Source organism: Paracoccus sp. (in: a-proteobacteria) (assembly GCF_030538695.1).
Taxonomy (GTDB): domain Bacteria; phylum Pseudomonadota; class Alphaproteobacteria; order Rhodobacterales; family Rhodobacteraceae; genus Paracoccus.
This window is the reverse complement of sequence record NZ_JAUNTN010000006.1, coordinates 16,760-36,281: the sequence shown is the minus strand read 5'-3', so window position 1 is coordinate 36,281 and position 19,522 is coordinate 16,760. Positions and strand designations below refer to the sequence as shown.

The 19,522-nt window shown below is 61.5% G+C and carries 27 protein-coding genes; 8 read left to right on the top strand and 19 right to left on the bottom strand.

Annotated features, from left to right (window positions below):
• The 7 genes from rpsH to rpmC are packed head-to-tail and all read right to left on the bottom strand — an operon-like array spanning position 1 to position 2,477.
• The gene (rpsH, locus tag Q4G24_RS04465) at positions 1-399 is read right to left on the bottom strand and encodes a 30S ribosomal protein S8 (protein WP_303365307.1); all 399 of its coding nucleotides are present in this window, start codon (positions 397-399) and stop codon (positions 1-3) included.
• Between the two features lie 10 nt (positions 400-409).
• The gene (gene rpsN / locus Q4G24_RS04460; protein WP_303365306.1) at positions 410-715 is read right to left on the bottom strand and encodes a 30S ribosomal protein S14; all 306 of its coding nucleotides are present in this window, start codon (positions 713-715) and stop codon (positions 410-412) included.
• A gap of 17 nt (positions 716-732) precedes the next feature.
• Entirely contained in the window at positions 733-1,293 is a 561-nt protein-coding gene (rplE, locus tag Q4G24_RS04455) for a 50S ribosomal protein L5 (protein ID WP_303365305.1), read from the bottom strand.
• The gene (rplX, locus tag Q4G24_RS04450; RefSeq protein WP_303365304.1) at positions 1,293-1,598 is read right to left on the bottom strand and encodes a 50S ribosomal protein L24; all 306 of its coding nucleotides are present in this window, start codon (positions 1,596-1,598) and stop codon (positions 1,293-1,295) included. The genes rplE and rplX overlap by 1 nt, the downstream gene beginning before the upstream one ends.
• Positions 1,598-1,966: a 50S ribosomal protein L14 gene (gene rplN / locus Q4G24_RS04445; RefSeq protein ID WP_036703723.1), complete on the bottom strand. Its 369-nt coding sequence runs from the start codon at positions 1,964-1,966 to the stop codon at positions 1,598-1,600. Before rplN ends, rplX begins: the two co-directional genes overlap by 1 nt.
• A 52-nt stretch (positions 1,967-2,018) precedes the next feature.
• Positions 2,019-2,258: a 30S ribosomal protein S17 gene (rpsQ, locus tag Q4G24_RS04440; RefSeq protein WP_303365303.1), complete on the bottom strand. Its 240-nt coding sequence runs from the start codon at positions 2,256-2,258 to the stop codon at positions 2,019-2,021.
• Between the two features lie 12 nt (positions 2,259-2,270).
• On the bottom strand, positions 2,271-2,477 hold the full coding sequence (gene rpmC, locus Q4G24_RS04435) for a 50S ribosomal protein L29 (protein ID WP_303365302.1): 207 nt from the start codon (positions 2,475-2,477) through the stop codon (positions 2,271-2,273).
• A 340-nt stretch (positions 2,478-2,817) separates the two neighbouring features.
• Between rpmC and Q4G24_RS04430 the strand changes: the two genes are divergently transcribed.
• Positions 2,818-3,549 carry a nitroreductase family protein gene (locus Q4G24_RS04430; protein WP_303365301.1) on the top strand — a complete coding sequence of 244 codons (732 nt, stop codon included), beginning with the start codon at positions 2,818-2,820 and terminating at the stop codon, positions 3,547-3,549.
• 128 nt (positions 3,550-3,677) lie between these two features.
• Here the strand turns inward: Q4G24_RS04430 and rplP are convergent, their stop codons facing one another.
• The 11 genes from rplP to tuf all read right to left on the bottom strand — a co-directional run bounded on the left by rplP (position 3,678) and on the right by tuf (position 11,775).
• Positions 3,678-4,091 (bottom strand): 50S ribosomal protein L16, encoded by a 414-nt coding sequence (rplP, locus tag Q4G24_RS04425; RefSeq protein ID WP_303365300.1) that lies wholly within the window; start codon positions 4,089-4,091, stop codon positions 3,678-3,680.
• Positions 4,092-4,103: 12 nt separating this feature from the next.
• Positions 4,104-4,820 (bottom strand): 30S ribosomal protein S3, encoded by a 717-nt coding sequence (gene rpsC / locus Q4G24_RS04420; protein WP_303365299.1) that lies wholly within the window; start codon positions 4,818-4,820, stop codon positions 4,104-4,106.
• Positions 4,820-5,209, bottom strand: coding sequence for a 50S ribosomal protein L22 (gene rplV, locus Q4G24_RS04415; protein WP_303365298.1), 390 nt, complete (start codon positions 5,207-5,209; stop codon positions 4,820-4,822). Before rplV ends, rpsC begins: the two co-directional genes overlap by 1 nt.
• 5 nt (positions 5,210-5,214) lie before the next feature.
• Positions 5,215-5,493 carry a 30S ribosomal protein S19 gene (gene rpsS, locus Q4G24_RS04410; protein ID WP_303365297.1) on the bottom strand — a complete coding sequence of 93 codons (279 nt, stop codon included), beginning with the start codon at positions 5,491-5,493 and terminating at the stop codon, positions 5,215-5,217.
• Positions 5,494-5,496: 3 nt separating this feature from the next.
• The gene (gene rplB / locus Q4G24_RS04405; RefSeq protein ID WP_303365296.1) at positions 5,497-6,333 is read right to left on the bottom strand and encodes a 50S ribosomal protein L2; all 837 of its coding nucleotides are present in this window, start codon (positions 6,331-6,333) and stop codon (positions 5,497-5,499) included.
• A 108-nt stretch (positions 6,334-6,441) separates the two neighbouring features.
• Positions 6,442-6,738, bottom strand: coding sequence for a 50S ribosomal protein L23 (locus Q4G24_RS04400; protein ID WP_303365295.1), 297 nt, complete (start codon positions 6,736-6,738; stop codon positions 6,442-6,444).
• Positions 6,735-7,355 (bottom strand): 50S ribosomal protein L4, encoded by a 621-nt coding sequence (gene rplD / locus Q4G24_RS04395; protein ID WP_303365294.1) that lies wholly within the window; start codon positions 7,353-7,355, stop codon positions 6,735-6,737. The genes Q4G24_RS04400 and rplD overlap by 4 nt, the downstream gene beginning before the upstream one ends.
• Complete coding sequence (rplC, locus tag Q4G24_RS04390; RefSeq protein WP_303365293.1) at positions 7,355-8,218, bottom strand: 50S ribosomal protein L3; 864 nt, start codon at positions 8,216-8,218, stop codon at positions 7,355-7,357. The genes rplD and rplC overlap by 1 nt, the downstream gene beginning before the upstream one ends.
• Positions 8,219-8,228: 10 nt before the next feature.
• Positions 8,229-8,537 carry a 30S ribosomal protein S10 gene (rpsJ, locus tag Q4G24_RS04385; protein WP_042247848.1) on the bottom strand — a complete coding sequence of 103 codons (309 nt, stop codon included), beginning with the start codon at positions 8,535-8,537 and terminating at the stop codon, positions 8,229-8,231.
• A gap of 202 nt (positions 8,538-8,739) precedes the next feature.
• Complete coding sequence (locus Q4G24_RS04380; RefSeq protein WP_303365292.1) at positions 8,740-10,338, bottom strand: DUF3616 domain-containing protein; 1,599 nt, start codon at positions 10,336-10,338, stop codon at positions 8,740-8,742.
• Between the two features lie 261 nt (positions 10,339-10,599).
• Complete coding sequence (gene tuf, locus Q4G24_RS04375; protein ID WP_303365291.1) at positions 10,600-11,775, bottom strand: elongation factor Tu; 1,176 nt, start codon at positions 11,773-11,775, stop codon at positions 10,600-10,602.
• 193 nt (positions 11,776-11,968) lie between these two features.
• Between tuf and Q4G24_RS04370 the strand changes: the two genes are divergently transcribed.
• The gene (locus tag Q4G24_RS04370) at positions 11,969-12,823 is read left to right on the top strand and encodes a tellurite resistance TerB family protein (protein ID WP_303365290.1); all 855 of its coding nucleotides are present in this window, start codon (positions 11,969-11,971) and stop codon (positions 12,821-12,823) included.
• 99 nt (positions 12,824-12,922) lie between these two features.
• On the opposite strand, the gene parC is transcribed toward Q4G24_RS04370, so the two are convergent.
• Complete coding sequence (gene parC, locus Q4G24_RS04365) at positions 12,923-15,181, bottom strand: DNA topoisomerase IV subunit A (protein WP_303365289.1); 2,259 nt, start codon at positions 15,179-15,181, stop codon at positions 12,923-12,925.
• Positions 15,182-15,275: 94 nt separating this feature from the next.
• On the opposite strand from parC, the gene Q4G24_RS04360 reads away from it, so the two are divergent.
• The 6 genes from Q4G24_RS04360 to Q4G24_RS04335 all read left to right on the top strand — a co-directional run bounded on the left by Q4G24_RS04360 (position 15,276) and on the right by Q4G24_RS04335 (position 19,198).
• Positions 15,276-15,797 carry an SH3 domain-containing protein gene (locus Q4G24_RS04360; protein ID WP_303365288.1) on the top strand — a complete coding sequence of 174 codons (522 nt, stop codon included), beginning with the start codon at positions 15,276-15,278 and terminating at the stop codon, positions 15,795-15,797.
• Positions 15,794-16,615, top strand: a complete 822-nt coding sequence (locus tag Q4G24_RS04355; RefSeq protein WP_303365287.1) for an SDR family NAD(P)-dependent oxidoreductase — start codon at positions 15,794-15,796, stop codon at positions 16,613-16,615. Before Q4G24_RS04360 ends, Q4G24_RS04355 begins: the two co-directional genes overlap by 4 nt.
• 24 nt (positions 16,616-16,639) lie before the next feature.
• Positions 16,640-16,840, top strand: coding sequence for a twin transmembrane helix small protein (locus tag Q4G24_RS04350; RefSeq protein ID WP_303365286.1), 201 nt, complete (start codon positions 16,640-16,642; stop codon positions 16,838-16,840).
• Positions 16,840-17,409 (top strand): cob(I)yrinic acid a,c-diamide adenosyltransferase, encoded by a 570-nt coding sequence (locus Q4G24_RS04345; RefSeq protein WP_303365285.1) that lies wholly within the window; start codon positions 16,840-16,842, stop codon positions 17,407-17,409. Before Q4G24_RS04350 ends, Q4G24_RS04345 begins: the two co-directional genes overlap by 1 nt.
• 104 nt (positions 17,410-17,513) lie before the next feature.
• Positions 17,514-18,272 carry an electron transfer flavoprotein subunit beta/FixA family protein gene (locus Q4G24_RS04340; protein ID WP_303365284.1) on the top strand — a complete coding sequence of 253 codons (759 nt, stop codon included), beginning with the start codon at positions 17,514-17,516 and terminating at the stop codon, positions 18,270-18,272.
• Complete coding sequence (locus tag Q4G24_RS04335) at positions 18,272-19,198, top strand: electron transfer flavoprotein subunit alpha/FixB family protein (protein ID WP_303365283.1); 927 nt, start codon at positions 18,272-18,274, stop codon at positions 19,196-19,198. The genes Q4G24_RS04340 and Q4G24_RS04335 overlap by 1 nt, the downstream gene beginning before the upstream one ends.
• The last annotated feature ends 324 nt before the right edge of the window (positions 19,199-19,522 follow it).

The window sequence follows — 19,522 nt, the reverse complement described above, 5'->3', positions numbered from 1 at the left end:
TTAGAACACGGTGCAGAGAACTTCGCCGCCAACGTTGGCGCTGCGAGCCGCTGCATCAGACATGACACCTTTCGGGGTCGAGACAATGGAAACGCCGAGACCGTTGCGGACCACCGGGATTTCCTGAGCGCCGGCGTAAACGCGGCGGCCCGGCTTGGACACGCGGGCCAGTTCACGGATAACCGGAGTGCCTTCAAAATATTTCAGGCTGATTTCCAGTTCCGAGTGACCAGCATCGGTCGTCACCGGCTCATAGCCACGGATGTAGCCTTCGGATTGCAGCACGTCCAGAACCCAAGCGCGCAGCTTGGAGGCCGGGGTGCGGACGGTCGATTTGCCACGCATCTGCGCATTGCGGATGCGGGTCAGCATATCGCCGAGAGGATCGTTCATCGACATAATTCGCCCCTTACCAGCTGGATTTGACCAGACCCGGAACCTGACCGTTCGAGCCAAGCTCGCGCAGCATGATCCGCGACAGTTTCAGTTTGCGGTAATACGCACGCGGCCGGCCGGTGAGCTGGCAGCGGTTGCGCAGGCGGGTTTCCGACGAGTTGCGCGGCAGTTCAGCCAGCTTCAGCGAAGCCTTGAAACGCTCTTCCATCGGCAGGTCTTGATTCTCGATGACCGCTTTCAGATCAGCGCGCTTCTGGGCGAATTTCGCAACCAGTTTCTCACGCTTTTTCTGGCGTTCAACCATAGATTTTTTGGCCATTTTCTCTCCTCCCGCGATCAGCTGTTGAAGGGCATGTTGAAATGCTTCAACAGCGCCTTGGCTTCCGCATCGGTTTTCGCGGTGGTGGTGATGATGATGTCCATCCCCAGAACCTCATCGACCTTGTCGAAGTTGATTTCCGGGAAAACGATATGCTCTTTCAGACCCATGGCGTAGTTGCCGCGGCCATCAAACGAGGTGCCTTTCACGCCGCGGAAGTCGCGGACGCGGGGCAGCGCAATGTTGATCAGGCGGTCCAGGAATTCATACATCCGGTCGCCGCGCAGGGTCACTTTGGTTCCCAGCGGCATTTCTTCACGGACGCGGAAGCCTGCGATCGACTTTTTCGCCTTGGTGATGACGGCTTTCTGACCAGCGATCAGGGACAGTTCTTCCGAGGCCTGCTTGACCTTTTTGGTGTCCTTGACAGCCTCGCCGACGCCCATGTTTAGGACGATCTTGTCCAGACGCGGGATCTGCATGTCATTTTTATAGCCGAATTCTTCCTTCAGGGCTGCGCGGATCTTGTCCTTGAACAGCGTCTTCAGGCGCGGGGTGTAGGTTGCTTGGTCCAACATCAGATCACGTCCCCCGTGGTCTTGGCAAAGCGCACTTTCTTGTCGCCTTCCACGCGGAAGCCAACACGGGTCGCTTTGCCGTTCTTGTCCAGCAGCGCCAGATTCGAAAGGTCGATCGGCATGGCTTTCGCCACGCGACCACCCTGCGAGGTCTGCGACTGACGGGTGTGACGGATCGCGACGTTCACGCCGTCCACGATGGCCTTGTTGTCCTTGGGCATAACGGCGGTGATTTCGCCCTGCTTGCCCTTGTCCTTACCGGCCAGCACGACGACCTTGTCGCCTTTTTTCAGCTTGGCAGCCATTACAGCACCTCCGGCGCGAGCGAGATGATCTTCATGAAGTTCTTCGCGCGCAGCTCGCGCACGACCGGCCCGAAGATACGGGTGCCAACCGGCTCGCCCTGGTTGTTCAGGATGACGGCAGCGTTCTGGTCGAAGCGGATCGAGGTACCGTCTTCGCGTTTCACTTCTTTGGCGGTGCGAACGACGACGGCTTTGCGCACGTCACCCTTCTTCACCCGGCCCCGCGGGATGGCTTCCTTGACGGACACCACGATGATATCGCCGACCGACGCATAGCGACGGTGCGAACCACCCAGGACCTTGATGCACTGAACCCGGCGGGCGCCGGAGTTATCAGCGACATCCAGATTGGTCTGCATCTGGATCATTTGGTTTCTCCCGACCTATGGGGATTTTCACCCCAGGGTTTCGATTTCAGTCTTAAGCCGACTGTTCCGTCAGAACAGTCCAGCGCTTCGTCTTCGAGATCGGCGCACATTCGACGATGCGAACGCTGTCACCCACCTTGAACTGGTTTTCCGCGTCATGGGCGCGGTATTTCTTGGACTTCCGCACGGTCTTTTGCAGCAGCGGATGCTTGAACCGGCGCTCGACCAGAACGGTGATGGTCTGGTCGTTTTTGTCCGAGGTGACGGTGCCTTGCAGGATGCGTTTGGGCATATCGGTCCCCTCTTACGCTTGCGCAGCCGCTTCAGCGGCCTTTTGGTTCAGAACGGTTTTGACGCGAGCCACGTCGCGGCGCACGGCACGCATACGGGCGGTCGATTCGAGCTGGTTCGTCGCCTGCTGGAACCGCAGGTTGAACGCCTCTTTTTTCAGTGCAACCAGCTGATCTTTCAGCTGATCGACCGATTTATCTTTCAGTTCCTGCGCTTTCATTGCGCTATCCTTTCAACATCACCGGCAGGCCCCGGACGATCCGGGCCACCCTGATTCCGGTGGAGTTTCGTGATGAAGGCTTGCCTATACAGGGCGGCAGCAATGTTAGCAAGGAGATTTATTGAAAACCCTCTTTGCGTTGCTATCTCGAACAGCACAAAGATCAGGCGCGCCCGGAACAACAGCTATCCTGTCCGGCGGGCGCTTCACACAGGAGACATCATAGATGCCGCAAACAGCCCATCAGCAAAGACTATTGAACCAGCGTTACGGCGATCAGCCAAAGCCTGAGCGGATTCTTTGGAATCCTGTGGTTGAGCAACAGCTGGAACACAAGTCAGTGCGGACCTTTCTGCCAGATCCCCTGCCCGCTGGGGCACTGGAAACTCTGGTCGCGGCAGCGCAGTCGGCCTCGACATCTTCTGCCCTGCAACAATGGAGCCTCGTTTGCGTAACCGCCCCCGAGTTAAAGCAAAAGCTGGCAGATACGATTGCTGCCACCGTACCGACCGACCGGATTCGCGTGATAGAGGAAGCTGCCGCGCTTCTTCTATGGGTCGCGGACGCGTCGCGCAGTGCCCGTCTGACAGAGGCCGCGGGCCGTGATCCCTTTGTCCTGGACTATCTGGACTCTTTTTTGATGGCAGCGGTCGATACGGCACTGGCAGCACAGAATGCCGCCCTGGCGGCGGAATCCATCGGGCTTGGCATTGTCTTTCTGGGTGTCATGCGCAATGCGGCAGAGGAGGTCGCACACATCATCGATCTGCCGCCACACAGCTTTGTCGCATTTGGCATGGCACTTGGTGTGCCTGACCCCAATCGGCAAAGCATCCAACGCCCTCGCCTGCCGCAATCGGTTGTGCTGCATCATAACGGCTATAATCATAACAGCTATCACGAAGCGCTTGGCGGGTATGAGGCCGCCTATCAGACATTCCGCGAGGGTCAGGGGATGAAGCCGAAGACATGGACCAGTAGTGTCCATGAGTCCATGACCAGCATGGATTATATGGGCGGACGCGAAAAGCTGCGTGATTTTGCCACAAAGACCGGGTTCAAGCTGCGCTAGAAATCGTAGGCCCGGACTATCCTTTGCCGATACAGCCTGATCTGCCCCGCAAGCTACAAAACAAAAGCCCCGCCACTTTCGGCGGGGCTTCTATTATTTTCATAGCTGCGTGTTTACACGCGCCACCTTTACCAGTCGGTGCGCTCGACGATGCGGCACAGGATCGGCAATTTCATCGCACCGAGGCGCAGAGCCTCACGCGCGATTTCTTCCGACACACCGTCGATTTCGAACATCACGCGGCCGGGATGGACGCGGGCTGCCCAGTAATCGACCGAGCCTTTACCTTTACCCATACGCACTTCGGTCGGCTTCGAGGAAACCGGCACGTCCGGGAAAATCCGGATCCAGACCCGGCCCTGACGCTTCATGTGACGGGTGATGGCACGACGCGCAGCTTCGATCTGGCGCGCGGTCACACGCTCGGGCTCGGCGGCTTTCAGGCCAAAGTGGCCAAAGTTCAGTTCGAACCCGCCCTTGGCTTCGCCGTGAATCCGGCCCTTGAACTGTTTGCGGAACTTCGTCCGTTTCGGTTGCAGCATTATCGTTACTCCTTACCGGGCGTCACGATCACGGCGCGGACCACGCGGGGCCGGACCGTCCTGAGCCTCGGTCGCGCGGCGGTCATGCGCCTGCGGATCGTGCTCCATGATCTCGCCCTTGAAGATCCACACCTTGATGCCGATGATCCCATAGGGGGTCGAGGCTTCGGCCAGCGCATAGTCGATGTCGGCGCGAAGGGTATGCAACGGCACACGGCCTTCACGATACCATTCGGTCCGCGCGATCTCGGCACCACCCAGACGGCCGGCGACGTTCACACGAATACCCAGCGCACCCATACGCATGGCACTTTGCACCGAGCGTTTCATGGCGCGGCGGAACGACACCCGACGCTCAAGCTGCTGCGCGATGGATTCAGCGACCAGCGCGGCGTCAACTTCCGGCTTGCGGACTTCGACGATGTTCAGGTGCAGTTCGCTGTCGGTCAGTTTCGCCAGCTTGCTGCGCAGAACTTCGATGTCAGCGCCTTTTTTGCCGATGATGACACCCGGACGCGCGGCGTGGATGGTCACGCGGCATTTCTTGTGCGGACGCTCGATGATGACCTTGCTGATGCCGGCCTGCTTCGCTTCTTTCTTGACGAAATCGCGAATTTTCAGATCTTCCAGCAGCAGGTTGCCATAATCCTTGTCGTCGGCATACCAGCGCGAGTCCCAGGTGCGGTTGACCTGAAGACGCATCCCAATGGGGTTAACCTTCTGTCCCATTACGCACGCTCCTCAACAGCTTCAACCTGACGGACCTTGATGGTGATTTCCGAGAACGGCTTCATGATCTTGCCGAACCGGCCACGCGCACGCGGACGACCGCGCTTCATAACGAGGTTCTTGCCAACCCATGCTTCCGCAACGATCAACTGATCGACATCAAGCCCGTGGTTGTTCTCGGCGTTGGCGATAGCCGATTGCAGAACCTTTTTCACGTCGCCAGCGATGCGGCGCTTGCTGAAGGTCAGGTCGGCCAGAGCCTTCTCGACCTTCTTGCCGCGGATCAGACCGGCGACAAGGTTCAGCTTCTGAGGCGAGGTGCGCAGCATTTTCGCTTTCGCAAAGGCCTCATTATCCGCCACGCGGCGCGGATTCTTTTCCTTACCCATGACGATTACTTCCTTTTTGCTTTCTTGTCGGCCGCGTGACCATAATAGGTCCGGGTCGGCGAGTATTCACCGAACTTCTGGCCGATCATTTCTTCGGTGACGTTCACGGGGATATGCTTTTGCCCGTTATAGACACCAAAGGTCAGGCCAACGAATTGCGGCAGAATGGTCGAGCGGCGCGACCAGATCTTGATCACATCCGACTTGCCCGATTCCCGCGCTTTTTCGGCCTTTTTCAGGACGTAAGCGTCAACGAAAGGGCCTTTCCAAACAGAACGTGCCATGGATTAACGCCCCTTCTTCGCGTGACGCGACCGCAGGATATACTTGTCGGTCGCTTTATTGCTGCGGGTCTTCTTACCCTTGGTATCCTTACCCCAAGGCGTCACCGGCGTACGGCCACCCGAGGTCCGGCCCTCACCACCACCATGCGGGTGGTCGATCGGGTTCATGGCGACACCGCGCACGGACGGGCGAATGCCCTTGTGGCGGTTGCGACCAGCTTTACCGAGGTTCTGGTTCGAGTGGTCGGCGTTCGACACGGCACCAATGGTCGCCATGCATTCCTGACGGACCAGACGCAGTTCGCCCGAGGACAGGCGGATCTGAGCGTAGCCACCGTCACGACCGACGAACTGGGCATAGGTGCCAGCCGAACGGGCGATCTGACCGCCCTTGCCGGGCTTCAACTCGACGTTGTGAACAATGGTGCCGATCGGCATACCGCTGAACGGCATGGCGTTGCCCGGCTTCACGTCCACTTTCGCGCCAGCGACAACTTTGTCGCCAACCGCCAGACGCTGCGGCGCCAGGATATAAGCCTGCTCGCCGTCGTGATACTGAACCAGCGCGATGAACGCGGTGCGGTTCGGGTCATATTCGATGCGCAGGACATTGCCCACCACGTCGAATTTGTTGCGTTTGAAATCGACGATGCGATACAAGCGCTTCGCCCCGCCGCCCTGGCGGCGCATGGTGATCCGTCCGGTGTTGTTCCGGCCGCCCTTTTTGGTCAGACCCTCGGTGAGGGACTTGACCGGACGACCTTTCCAAAGCTCCGAACGGTCGATCAGAACCAGCCCGCGCTGGCCAGGCGTCGTCGGTTTATACGACTTGAGTGCCATCTTTCTGTCTTCCGTTGCTTTGGCCCAGAGGGCACCATGCCCAAGGGTCCGTTTCGTCAAAAAAAGCCAGCGGCCCCGTCACCGGGACCGCCGATTCGTGCCCATGTATCAAAGACCGGTCGAAACGTCGATGGTCTGACCCGCTTCGAGGGTCACATAGGCTTTCTTCACGTCGCTGCGGCGACCAGCGATCCCACGGAACCGCTTGGTTTTGCCTTTGGTCACGGTGGTGTTCACCGCCTTGACCGTCACACCGAACAGCGCCTCAACCGCGGATTTGATCTGCGGTTTGTTCGCATCGGTGGCGACTTCGAACACATAAGCCCCGTTTTCACCGACCAGAGTGGCCTTTTCGGTGATGATCGGCTTGCGGATCACGTCGTAATGTTCAGCCTTCGCGCTCATTTCAGGCGAGCCTCCAGAGCTTCGACACCGGCGCGGGTGATAACCAGAGTATCACGGCGCAGAATGTCATACACGTTGGCACCCATCGAGGGCAGCACGTCGATGCCGTCGAGGTTGCGGGCGGCACGGGCAAAGTTTTCGTTCACTTCGGCACCGTCGATGACCAGAACGCGCTTCCAGCCGTTTTCCTTGACAGCCTTCGCAACGAGGGCGGTCTTGGCGTCGGCCAGATTCAGATCCTCGATCACGACCAGTTCACCGGCATTCGCCTTGGCGGACAGGGCATGTTTCAGACCCAGAGCGCGCACCTTTTTCGGCAGGTCGAACGCGTGCGAACGCGGGACCGGGCCTTTATAGACACCACCCTTGCGGAAGGTCGGCGCCTTGCGGGAACCGTGGCGAGCGCCGCCGGTGCCTTTCTGGCGATAGATCTTCTTGGTCGAGTAGCTGACATCCGACTTGCCCAGCGTCGAGTGAGTCCCCTGCTGCGCACGGGCGCGCTGCCAGCGCACCACGCGATGCAGAAGGTCCGCACGCGGCTCCAGCCCGAAGATGTCATCGGCAAGCTCAATGGAACCGGCCTTGCCAGCGTCCAGCTTGATTACATCAAGTTTCATCACTTGTCTCCTTCGGGCGCGGCTTCGCCTTCGGAAGCCTTATCAGCCTCGATCGAGGCTTCGGCTTCTTTCAGCGCGGCTTCCTGCTCGGCGGCGGCGGCTTCTTCAGCAGCCTTGCGGGCGGCTTCTTCCTCGGCAGCGGCTTGCGCAGCGGCTTCCTCGGCCAGACGCTTGGCTTCGGCAGCAGCCGATTTCAGCGCGGCGGGGTAGATCACGTTTTCCGGGGTCGGCTTTTTCACCGCATCCTTGATCGTGACCCAGCCACCTTTGGAACCCGGAACCGAACCCTTGACCATAATCAGGCCACGGTCGGCATCGGTTTTCACCACTTGCAGGTTCTGGGTCGTCACGCGGACGGCACCCAGATGGCCAGCCATTTTCTTGCCCTTGAAGACCTTGCCGGGGTCCTGGCACTGGCCGGTCGAACCATGCGAACGGTGGCTGATCGAGACGCCGTGCGAGGCGCGCAGACCACCAAAGTTGTGGCGCTTCATCGCACCCGCGAAACCTTTACCGATCGAGGTGCCGGCGATGTCCACGAACTGACCCGCGAAATAGTGGTCAGCAGTGATTTCCTCGCCCACCGGGATCAGGTTTTCCTCGGCCACGCGGAACTCGGCAATCTTGCGCTTGGGCGCAACATTGGCCTTGGCAAAGTGACCACGCAGCGGGGCCGCCACGCGCTTGGCTTTGGCTTCGCCAGCACCCAGCTGAACGGCGACGTAGCCATCGCGGTCCTGCGTGCGCTGCGCGACGACTTGCAGACCGTCCAGTTGCAGAACGGTCACGGGAACCTGACGACCGTCTTCCATGAACAGACGGGTCATGCCCAGTTTCTTGGCGATAATACCAGTTCTCAGCATGATCGCCCCCTTACACCTTGATCTCGACATCCACGCCAGCGGCGAGGTCAAGCTTCATCAGCGCGTCAACGGTCTGCGGGGTCGGATCAACGATGTCCAGCAGGCGCTTGTGGGTGCGGATTTCCCACTGGTCACGCGACTTCTTGTCGATGTGCGGACCACGGAGAACCGTGAATTTCTCGATTTTGTTCGGCAGCGGAATCGGGCCGCGAACGGTGGCACCCGTGCGCTTGGCGGTGTTGACGATTTCCTGCGTGCTGGCGTCCAGAACGCGATAGTCAAACGCCTTGAGCCGGATGCGGATATTCTGGCTTTGCATTGCGACTTCCCTCTTGCGGGGAGTTCCAGTTGAGAGGCTGACAACACACCACGCGCTGCCAGCGTCGAACCGTATATAAAAAAGTGCAGGCCGCCCCCATAACGGACGGCCTTGCCCAAAGCAACCGATTCTTTGCTGATCGGCGGCGATGCGCGCTTATGGCGGGTTGGCGGGCCTGTGTCAAGCCCGCCCTGCCGGTCATTCAGCGGTTCAACTGCGTGTATTCCAGCATCATGTATTTCGCCGGACGGTTCTTTTTCGGGTCTCCCTCATCGCTCATCAGCAGCAGACGGGATTCACCATTGATGGTGATAGAATCAATGGATTCGACGTTGTTGAGGTTAATGATGTCGGGCAGCGCCACCGGCTCGGCCGGGTCTGCGGCATTGCCGCTCCATGACCAAAGCTGCGAATATTTATTATTATCATGGCCCTCTATCTCATTCACGATCAGGAAGGCCCCCAGCACATTGTCAAAGCTCAGCGCCCGGATACCCCCGCCTTGCAGGTCCAGCAGGACCGGCGGGCCGAATTGCGCCGGGACGCGGCGTTCAAACATATCGGCCGGGTTGGTAATGGCGACGATAACCGACTTGCCCGCCGCCAGCGGCTCACGCATGCCCAGCATCAGGGTCTGGTTCTGCTTGTAATAGGCCAGCCCTTCGATGTTCAGCCGATCAAAACTGACGTTATCACCTGCGGCCTGCTCGATGGCCGCCTTCAGCGCGGCGTCTCCCTCCAGCCAGTCGCGCAGCTGCGTCACGGCGGCAATATCCCCGATCTGGTTGCCATGGATGCGGAACCGCAAAAGCTGTTCACGGTCGGGGCTGCGTTCGCCATCCTTGTTCCCCGAATGAGAGGTCACGGTGTAAATATAGCCCTGATCGTCCACCGACAGCCCTTCCAGATCGTTCAGGCGGCGCCCAAAGCCACGGGTCAGGCGCATATCGGCAGCGGCGTCTTCAACCAGCAGCCCGTCGGAACCAATGGTCATCAGACTAAGGGCGCGGCTGGCCTCATCCTCAACCACCAGAATCCGCCCGTCGGGAAGTTGCTGAACGGCTGACGGCTCATAAATATCCTGAAACTCTGCGATACCCAGGTTGCGCAGCCGGGGCGCCTGCTGGTCGCCGCCCGCAGGCAGCACAAAGGCCAGCGACTTGATCGCCAGAAAGGTCAGGACCGAGGCCAAAAGCCCCCAGCGAAACACCAGATAGGATACGTTCAACAGCCGGAACTTGCGGTCCGCCATGCCTCCCAGCCAATACAGGTGGTCGCTCATCTGGTGGTAAATGTCGTCACGGTCACGCAGCAGAGCCTGCATCCGCTGCCAGTATTCACCGCGCGACATCCGCACCCGGTCCTGATAGATCAGCAGGTTCAGATCCTTGGGCGCGTCCTCATCGGAATGGCTCAGATAGCGGCGCAGATCGCGCGCCCCCGCCTGCCCCACCCGCCAGTCACGCAACCAGTTGCGCAGGCCCGACAGCATATCCACCCGCTCGGGCGAGGCCGCCAGCAAGGCAAAAATGATTGAGGCTGCCGCCGTCAGCATGAACACCCCGGCAGGCAGCAGAAAGGTGGTCGAAGATGCAAAAATGAACGCACCCGAGATCATCAGCGCCGAAATAATCAGCCCGTTCAGGGAAATCATGATATTCGCCTTGGTCGCCGCAAGCTGGATCATGTCCAGCTCGGCCCGAACCGAATTGCGAAACATCGTTTCGACCGCTTTGGCTGACCCCAGCGGCGTCGGAACCGCAGCCGCTTCCTGCCCTTGTGTCTTCTTTTCCTTGGCCATTTCTCCCTCCGGCTGATCGCACCTCAAATGGTTAACGATCTGCGACAGGAATTATTCCTGGCCCTGCCGGACTTATTTGCGCATTTTGAACGAATGGGCGGAAACTTGCCGATGCGCCCGCCTTCCATCGCCCCCCCTTCTCCGCGCTCTCCTGTCCCATAAATATCCCCGCCGGAGGCACCCTCGCCCGCAACCGAGCCACCGCCCAAAGAAAAAGGCCGCCCTCGCAGGCGGCCCCCTTCATCTCAAGCGTAGCTCAGATCACTCGATGATCTTCGCCACAACGCCCGCGCCGACAGTCCGGCCACCCTCACGGATAGCAAAGCGCAGCTTCTCTTCCATCGCGATCGGCGCGATCAGCTCGACCTCGAACTTCAGGTTGTCGCCCGGCATCACCATCTCGGTGCCTTCCGGCAGCTTCACCGTCCCGGTCACGTCCGTGGTGCGGAAGTAGAATTGCGGGCGGTAGTTCGCGAAGAACGGGGTGTGGCGGCCGCCTTCTTCCTTGGTCAGGATATAGGCCTCGGCCTCGAACTTGGTGTGCGGCTTGACCGAGCCGGGCTTGCACAGCACCTGGCCACGCTCAACGCCGTCACGGTCGATGCCGCGCAGCAGCGCGCCGATGTTGTCGCCAGCTTCCCCGCGATCCAGCAGCTTGCGGAACATTTCAACGCCGGTGCAGGTGGTTTTCTTGGTGTCGCGGATGCCCACGATTTCCAACTCGTCGCCCACGTTCACCGCGCCACGCTCAACCCGGCCGGTCACAACCGTCCCGCGGCCCGAGATCGAGAACACGTCCTCGATCGGCATCAGGAAGGGCTGGTCAACAGCGCGCTCGGGCGTCGGGATGTATTCGTCGACAGCGGCGATCAGCGCGCGGATCGAGTTCTCGCCGATTTCCGGGTCGCGGCCTTCCAGAGCGGCCAGAGCCGAGCCCTTGACGATCGGAATATCGTCGCCGGGGTAGTCGTAGGACGAGAGCAGCTCGCGCACTTCCATCTCGACCAGTTCCAGCAGTTCCTCGTCATCCACCTGATCGACCTTGTTCAGGTAAACGACCATGTAGGGGATGCCGACCTGACGGCCCAGCAGGATGTGTTCGCGGGTCTGCGGCATCGGGCCGTCAGCGGCGTTCACCACCAGAATCGCGCCGTCCATCTGCGCCGCGCCGGTAATCATGTTTTTCACATAGTCGGCGTGGCCGGGGCAGTCGACGTGCGCATAGTGGCGGGTGTCCGACTCATACTCAACGTGAGCGGTCGAGATCGTGATCCCGCGCGCCTTCTCCTCCGGCGCACCGTCAATCTGGTCATACGCCTTGAAATCACCAAAATACTTGGTGATCGCTGCCGTCAGGGTCGTCTTGCCGTGGTCAACGTGACCAATCGTGCCAATGTTAACGTGCGGTTTCGTACGTTCAAATTTTGCCTTCGCCATAAGGGCCTCCTAGGTCGTCGGGGCAAAGCGCAAGGCCCCGGTCTTCTGCATCCGCCGCGACTTAAAATCAGATTCGGGAAAAATCAAGGCTTCCCGAACGGGTTTTACGCGGAACCTGAACGGCGACCAAAGCGTTTCACGATGCAAACCGGCCGGAAGATTGCCCCGGCACCGTCAAAGATAAGGATTTGACATGAGCATGATGAAAACCCTCGCACGGGTCGCGGCTGGCGTGATGCTGGCAAAAGGCATTGGCGCAGTGATGAACAAAGGCGGTCAGGCGCAAGCTGGCAGCCGCACCACCGGCGGCGGTATCCTTGGCGATTTGCTGGGCAATAACACCGGCGCGGCGGGGTCGCGTCAGGCCGGCAGCGGTGGGCTTGGCGACCTGCTGGGTCAGGTGCTTGGCGGTCAGTCCGCAGGCGCAGGGCGCGGCACCCGCTATGGCGGCCCGAACTCGGCTGGTGCGCAGGGCGGCCTCGGCGGCATCCTTGACCAACTGACCAAAGCCAGCGCCGGTGGTGCTGCGGCGGGTGGCTTGGGCGGTCTGCTTGGCGGATTGCTGGGCGGTGCGGCTGGCGCGGGCAGCCTTGCGCAAAAAGGCGCACAAGCCAGCAATGACGCCACCTTTGGCGAGTTGTTCAACGATGCGCTGTCGAATCAGAACGAACCCGAGGTTGCCCCGACCGCCGATCAGAACGCCGTGGCTGCGCTGATGCTCAAGGCGATGATTCAGGCCGCCAAGGCCGATGGCCAGATCGACGACGCCGAGAAGCAGCGCCTTCTGGGTCAGCTTGGCGACATCGACGACGAGGAACGCGCCTTCATTCAGGAACAGATGAAAGCCCCGGTCGATCCACAGGCGCTGGCCCGTGAGGTTCCGCAAGGTCTGGCCCCGCAGGTCTATATGATGTCGCTGATGGCGATTGATTTCGACAGCAAGGCCGAGGCGCAATATCTGCACGCACTGGCGCAGGCCATGGGGCTGAACCAGCAGGTCGTGAACCAGATCCACGAACAGATCGGCGTCCAGAACCTCTACGCCTGAAATCAGAGCGGGCCGCCTGTCATACCGGGCGGCCCTTTCTTCTTCACTTAAATATCCTGGGGGTGAGGGCGTCAGCCCGAGGGGGCAAAGCCCCCTTTTTCACCCGAACCGATTATCCCTCGGGAACCCGCGCGGTGCCATCCGCCCCGCTGTAGCACGTTTGCCCAGCCATTCGCTCAGGTCGGTTTCGCTACGGGTGCGGCCTGCGGGGTCAGGCCAGCTCAAGCCTTCGGCCAACGTGATACATTTGGCATCGGCCAGTCCACCATCCTTGAATTTTTGCAAGCGCACGCCCTTACCCCGCGCCATTTCGGGCAGTTCGGTCAAGGGGAACACCAGCATCTTGCGGTTTTCGCCCACGGTGGCGACGTGATCGCCGCTGACCACGCGGCACAGCAGCGCCTCGCCATTCAACACCTGCTTGCCGGTCTTGGTCTGCGCCAGAATATCCGACGCGCCAACGACAAACCCATCTCCCGCTTTCGAGGCCACAAGATAGCGCGTCCCCTCGCGCCACGGGAAAATGTCGATGATCCCTGCCTCATTCGGCAGATCGACCATCAGCCGCAGCGGCTCACCCAAGCCGCGCCCGCCGGGCAGAGCGGCGCCGGACAGGGTATAAAACCGCCCGTTCGCGCCAAAGATCATCAGCTTGTCAGTGGTTTCGGCGTGCAGGACAAAACCGGGGCCGTCGCCATCGCGGTATTTCACCTCAGCATCCAGCGGCTGATGGCCCTTCATCGCGCGAATCCAACCCATTTTCGACAGAATCACGGTGATCGGCTCGCGCTCGATCATGGCATCCATGTCGATGGGTTGCTCATCCAGACTGTCGGTGATTTCGGTGCGGCGGGAACCGCCGGGGGCGCTGCGCCCGAATTGCGCTCTGATCGCCCGCAGTTCCTCGGAAATCTTGCCCCATTGCGCCGATTCGTCGGCCAGCATTGCCAGCAGCCCGTCACGCTCGGCAATCAGCCCGTCGCGTTCGGTCCGCAGTTCCATTTCCTCCAGCTTGCGCAGACTGCGCAGGCGCATATTCAGGATCGCCTCGGCCTGCGGCTCGGTCAGATGCGCTACCGCGCCTTCGCCGGTCGGCCAGCCTTCTGCCAACAGCGCGGCCTTGGGATCGTCGTCATAGCGGATAATCTCGATCACCCGGTCGAGGTTCAGATAGGCGATCAGATAGCCTTCCAGAACCTCCAACCGCCGCGCGATCTTGTCCAGCCGGTGATTGCTGCGCCGCACCAGCACGTCGCGGCGGTGATCGACAAAGGCGCGCAGAACCTCTTTCAGACTGCACACTTTGGGCACCCGCCCGTCGATCAGCACATTCATGTTCAGGCTGAACCGCACCTCAAGGTCCGAAACCCGGAACAACGCGGCCATCATCTGCGCCGGGTCCACGGCGCGGGTGCGGGGTTCCAGAACGATGCGAATATCCTCGGCGGATTCATCGCGCACATCAGCCAGAATCGGGATTTTCTTGGTCTGGATCAGCTCGGCCAGACGCTCGATCAGCTTGGATTTCTGAACTTGATAGGGGATCTCGGTCACGATGATCTGCCACTGGCCGCGGCCAAGATCCTCGACCTGCCAGCGCCCGCGCAGGCGGAAGCTGCCGCGCCCGGTGCGGTAAGCCTCGCGGATGGTTTCGGGCGATTCGACCAGCACGCCGCCGGTCGGGAAATCCGGTCCCGGCACCAGGCTGACCAGCGTGTCATCCCGCGCGTCCGGGGTCTTGATAAGGTGCAGGCAGGCGTCAATGACTTCGTGCAGGTTATGCGGCGGAATATTCGTCGCCATGCCCACGGCGATGCCTGACGCGCCATTGCACAACAGGTTCGGGAATGCCGCTGGCAGCACCACGGGTTCGGTCAGGGTGCCATCGTAATTCGGGCGGAAATCAACGGCTTCTTCGGCCAGCCCGTCCAGAAGCGCCTCGGACGGCGCAGCAAGGCGGGCTTCGGTATAGCGGCTGGCGGCAGGGCTGTCGCCGTCGATATTGCCAAAGTTCCCCTGCCCGTCCACCAACGGGTAACGCATGGCGAAATCCTGCGCCAGACGCGCCATCGCATCATAGATCGCCGCGTCGCCATGCGGGTGATAATTGCCCATCACATCGCCGCTGATCTTGGCCGATTTGCGGAACGGCCCGTTCGGTGCCAGCCGCAATTCGCGCATCGCATAAAGGATGCGCCGATGCACTGGCTTCAACCCGTCCCGCGCATCGGGCAGCGCCCGGTGCATGATCGTGGACAGCGCATAGGTCAGGTAACGCTCACCAATCGCACGGCTGAGCGGCTCGGACACGGTGTTGCCCTGCTCGGGCGCGTCATCGGGGATCAGATCATCAGACATGCGCCAGCAATAGGGCGCAGGCCCGCCATTCACAAGCCGGGAAACTTTGGTTAAGGCAGCGGCGTTCTGAAGGCGAGCCGCCAAGAGGGGTATGATGTTCAAGGCCAGACTGTTTCTTTTGCCGCTGCTGATCGTCGCGGCGCTCGGCGTAATCTGGCTGGTCATGTCCCGGACCCCGGATGCGCCCGCGCAGACCACGCCCGCAGCCGTGGCGCAGGTCGAATCGCCTGCGCCCGCCGTTGCTGCCCCCACCGAGGCTGCCCCGGTCGAAACCACCGCCCCCGCCCCGGATGCGGCACAGGTCACGCAGACCCCGGAACGCCGCGCCCGCTTTCCCGGCCCGGCGCTGCGGCCCTCGCCTCAATATGCCGACAGCCCGGCCCCCGGCGATGGCGCCGCAGAGGTCGAACAGCGCGGCGGCACTGTGGCCTATATCACTGGCAACCGGGTGAATTACCGTGAAGGCCCGTCCACCAGCAACAGCGTCATTGGCGCCCTGACCCGTGGCACCGCCGTCGAGCGGCTGGAAACCATGCCGAACGGCTGGGTCCAGATCATCGACCCGCAGGGGCGGCGCGGCTATATTTCGGGACAGTTCCTGTCGGATCAACCGTGAAGCGGGTTCTGCTGACCGGCTGTTCGTCAGGTATCGGCCTGGGTTCGGCGCATTACCTGCGGGCGCATGGCTGGCAGGTGGTGGCTGCCTGCCGCGCCGCCGCCGATGTAGCCGCGCGTCAGGCCGAAGGGTTCGAATCCGTCGCATTGGATCTGGATGACAGCGCCAGCATCACCCGCGCTGTCGATCGGGTGCTGACCGCCGGGCCGCTGGACGCGCTGGTCAACAATGCCGCCTTTGCCCTGCCCGGCGCGGTCGAGGACATCCCGCGCGAGGCCCTGCGCGCGATCTTTGAAACCAACCTGTTCGGCACCCATGACCTGACCCGCCGCCTGCTGCCGCATTTCCGAGAGCGTGGCGCGGGACGGGTGGTGAATATTTCTTCGGTCCTCGGGCTGGTCGGTATTCCGTGGCGCGGTCCCTATGCCGCGACCAAGTTTGCGCTGGAGGGGCTGACCGACATTCTGCGGCTGGAAATGGCAGATACCGGCATCCATATCGTGCTGATCGAGCCGGGACCGATTGCCAGCCGCATCCGCGCCAATTCCATCCCGCATTTCGAACGCTGGATCGATTGGCAAAACAGCCCACGCGCCGCGCAATATCGCACAACGCTGCTGGACCGCCTGTATCACCCCAAGGCAAAGAAGGATCGCTTCGAGCTGCAACCCGAGGCCGTCGCCCGCCGTATCCTGCACGCGCTGGACGCGCCCCGCCCCCGCCCGCGATATTACGTCACCACGCCGACATGGCTGGCGGGGATCGGGCGGCGGCTGTTGCCAACCCGCGCACTGGACGCGCTGGCCCGGCGCAGCTAGGCTACCTTCGAAAAGGAGGCTGCGATGACCGATAAGACGCTCTTCACCATCGCCGCCGTGGGCGGGCTATTGGTGGTGCTCATCCTGATCCGGGGCATTGCAGCCTTTGCCCGCGGCGGTCAGGATGCGCGGCTGAACAGCAATCGCATGATGCGCTGGCGGCTGATTGCACAGGCCGCCGTGGTCCTGCTGGTTGCGCTTTACGTCTGGTTTCGGGGGAACTGATGGTCGTTCTGAACAAGATTTACACCCGCACCGGCGACAAGGGCGACACCGCCCTGTCAGACGGCAGCCGCGTGGCCAAGCATGATCCACGCGTCGAGGCTTACGGCACCGTGGACGAGCTGAACGCCACGCTGGGCCTCTGCCGCCTGCACGCGGACGGCGACATCGCCGCGCGGCTGGCGGTGATCCAGAACGATCTGTTCGACCTTGGCGCAGACCTGTCGCGCCCGGATATGGCGGCGGATGCGCAGGCCCCCTACCCGGTTTTGCGGATCATTCAGTCGCAGGTGGACCGGCTGGAGGCCGAAATCGACGCGATGAACGCCGCGCTGGACCCGCTGCGCAGCTTTATCCTGCCCGGCGGCACCCCGCTGGCGGCGCATCTGCATCTGTCGCGCACCGTCGCCCGCCGGGCCGAGCGCCGCGCCACCGAACTGGCCGCCCATGCCGAGGCCAACCCGGTCGCGGTGAAATACCTGAACCGACTGTCCGACTGGCTGTTCGTTGCGGCCCGCGTGGCCAATGGCGCGGCTGGCGATGTGCTTTGGGTGCCCGGTGCCAGCCGTTAGCGACAGACAGGACGCCGCGTTGCAGAAATTTCCTCTGTCCAAGCCCGGCGCACCCCGCTAACGTCCCGCATCGAAGATGACGCAACCATGAGAAGGAGGAGACCATGAAGGTCCTCGTGCCCGTCAAGCGCGTGATCGACTATAACGTGAAGGCCCGCGTGAAGGCGGACGGATCGGGCGTCGATCTTGCAAACGTCAAGATGTCGATGAACCCGTTTGACGAAATCGCCGTCGAGGAAGCCATCCGCCTGAAAGAAAAAGGTGTGGCGACCGAGGTTGTCGTCGTGTCCATCGGCGTTGCCAAAGCTGGCGAAACCCTGCGCACCGCCATGGCCATGGGCGCCGACCGCGGGATTCTGGTCACGGCAACCGAAGACGTCCATGACGATATCGAGCCGCTGGCCGTCGCCAAGCTGCTGAAAGCCATCGTGGATGCCGAACAGCCGGGTCTGGTGATCGCCGGGAAACAGGCCATCGACAATGACATGAACGCCACCGGACAGATGCTCGCCGCGCTGTTGGGCTGGGGTCAGGCGACCTTTGCCAACACGGTCGAGGTCGCGGGCGACAGCGCCACCGTCTCGCGCGAGGTGGATGGCGGTTTGCAGACGATCACCGTCAAGCTGCCCGCCGTTATCACCGCCGACCTACGCCTGAACGAGCCGCGCTATGCCAAGCTGCCCGACATTATGAAGGCCAAGAAAAAGCCACTGGATGAGAAAACCCCAGCCGATTACGGCGTGGACATCTCGCCGCGTCTGGAGATCATCAAGACCGCCGAACCCGAGGGTCGCAAGGCCGGGATCAAGGTCGGCTCGGTTGATGAGCTGGTGTCGAAACTGAAAGAAGCAGGGGTGGTGTGATGGCGGTTCTGCTGATTGCCGAAATCTCGAATGGTGCGCTGGCCGCTGATGCGACCGCCAAGGCGCTGACGGCAGCGAAGAAACTGGGCGACGTAACCGTTCTGGTCGCTGGCCAAGGCTGCGAAGCTGCGGCCTCCGATGCCGCGAAACTGGACGGTGTGGCCAAGGTGGTCTGCGTGTCCGACGCCGCCTATGCGCATGGTCTGGCCGAACCGCTGGCCGATCTGATCGTCGCCATGGCAGGAGATTACAGCCATATCGTGCTGCCTGCGACCGCCAGCGCCAAGAACGTCGCGCCGCGCGTCGCCGCGCTGCTGGATGTGATGGTGATTTCCGATGTGTCCGCCGTTGTTGACGCCGACACGTTCGAGCGCCCGGTCTATGCCGGTAACGCCATCCAGACCGTGCGATCCAAGGACGGCAAGAAGGTGCTGACCGTGCGCACCACCGCCTTTGATGCGGCTGGTCAGGGCGGTTCCGCCGCTGTCGATCAGGGCGCGGCTGCCGGTGATCCGGGCCTGTCGTCATGGGTCGAAGACAAGGTCGCAGCCTCGGACCGGCCGGAATTGACCTCGGCCAAGCGCGTCGTCTCGGGCGGGCGCGGCGTCGGCTCCAAAGACAGCTTCGCCATGGTCGAGGCACTGGCCGACAAGCTGGGCGCCGCCGTCGGCGCATCCCGCGCGGCGGTCGATTCGGGTTATGCCCCGAACGACTGGCAGGTGGGCCAGACCGGCAAGGTCGTCGCCCCGGAACTGTATATCGCCCTTGGGATTTCCGGCGCGATCCAGCACCTTGCCGGGATGAAAGACAGCAAGGTCATCGTCGCCATCAACAAGGACGAAGAAGCCCCGATCTTCCAGGTTGCGGATTACGGCCTTGTCGCGGACATCTTCCAGGCGGTGCCGGAACTGACCGACAAGCTGTAAGGGCTGACATGAAATCGAAACGTCCCGGTTCAGGCCGGGGCGTTTTGCTTTGGAGCGGTCCCGAACCGGCAATGCGCATCTTGAAGGCGCTGATGGTTCTGCTGCTGAGCCTGTCCCACCCCGCTGACGCGTAACCGGATACACTGGCCAAGCAATTTCACAATGCTGTCAAAATGGGTGATACGGCAACCGTCCGGGACATGCTTTCACGCCTCCCCACACTTGCCAGCTCTGCCGGGGTCTTTGGCTTTCTGCCGATGCAGCTGCAGGATCTCTCTTTGGAAATAGGACATTCTGAATCTGCTGCTTGCCAATGGCACCGCG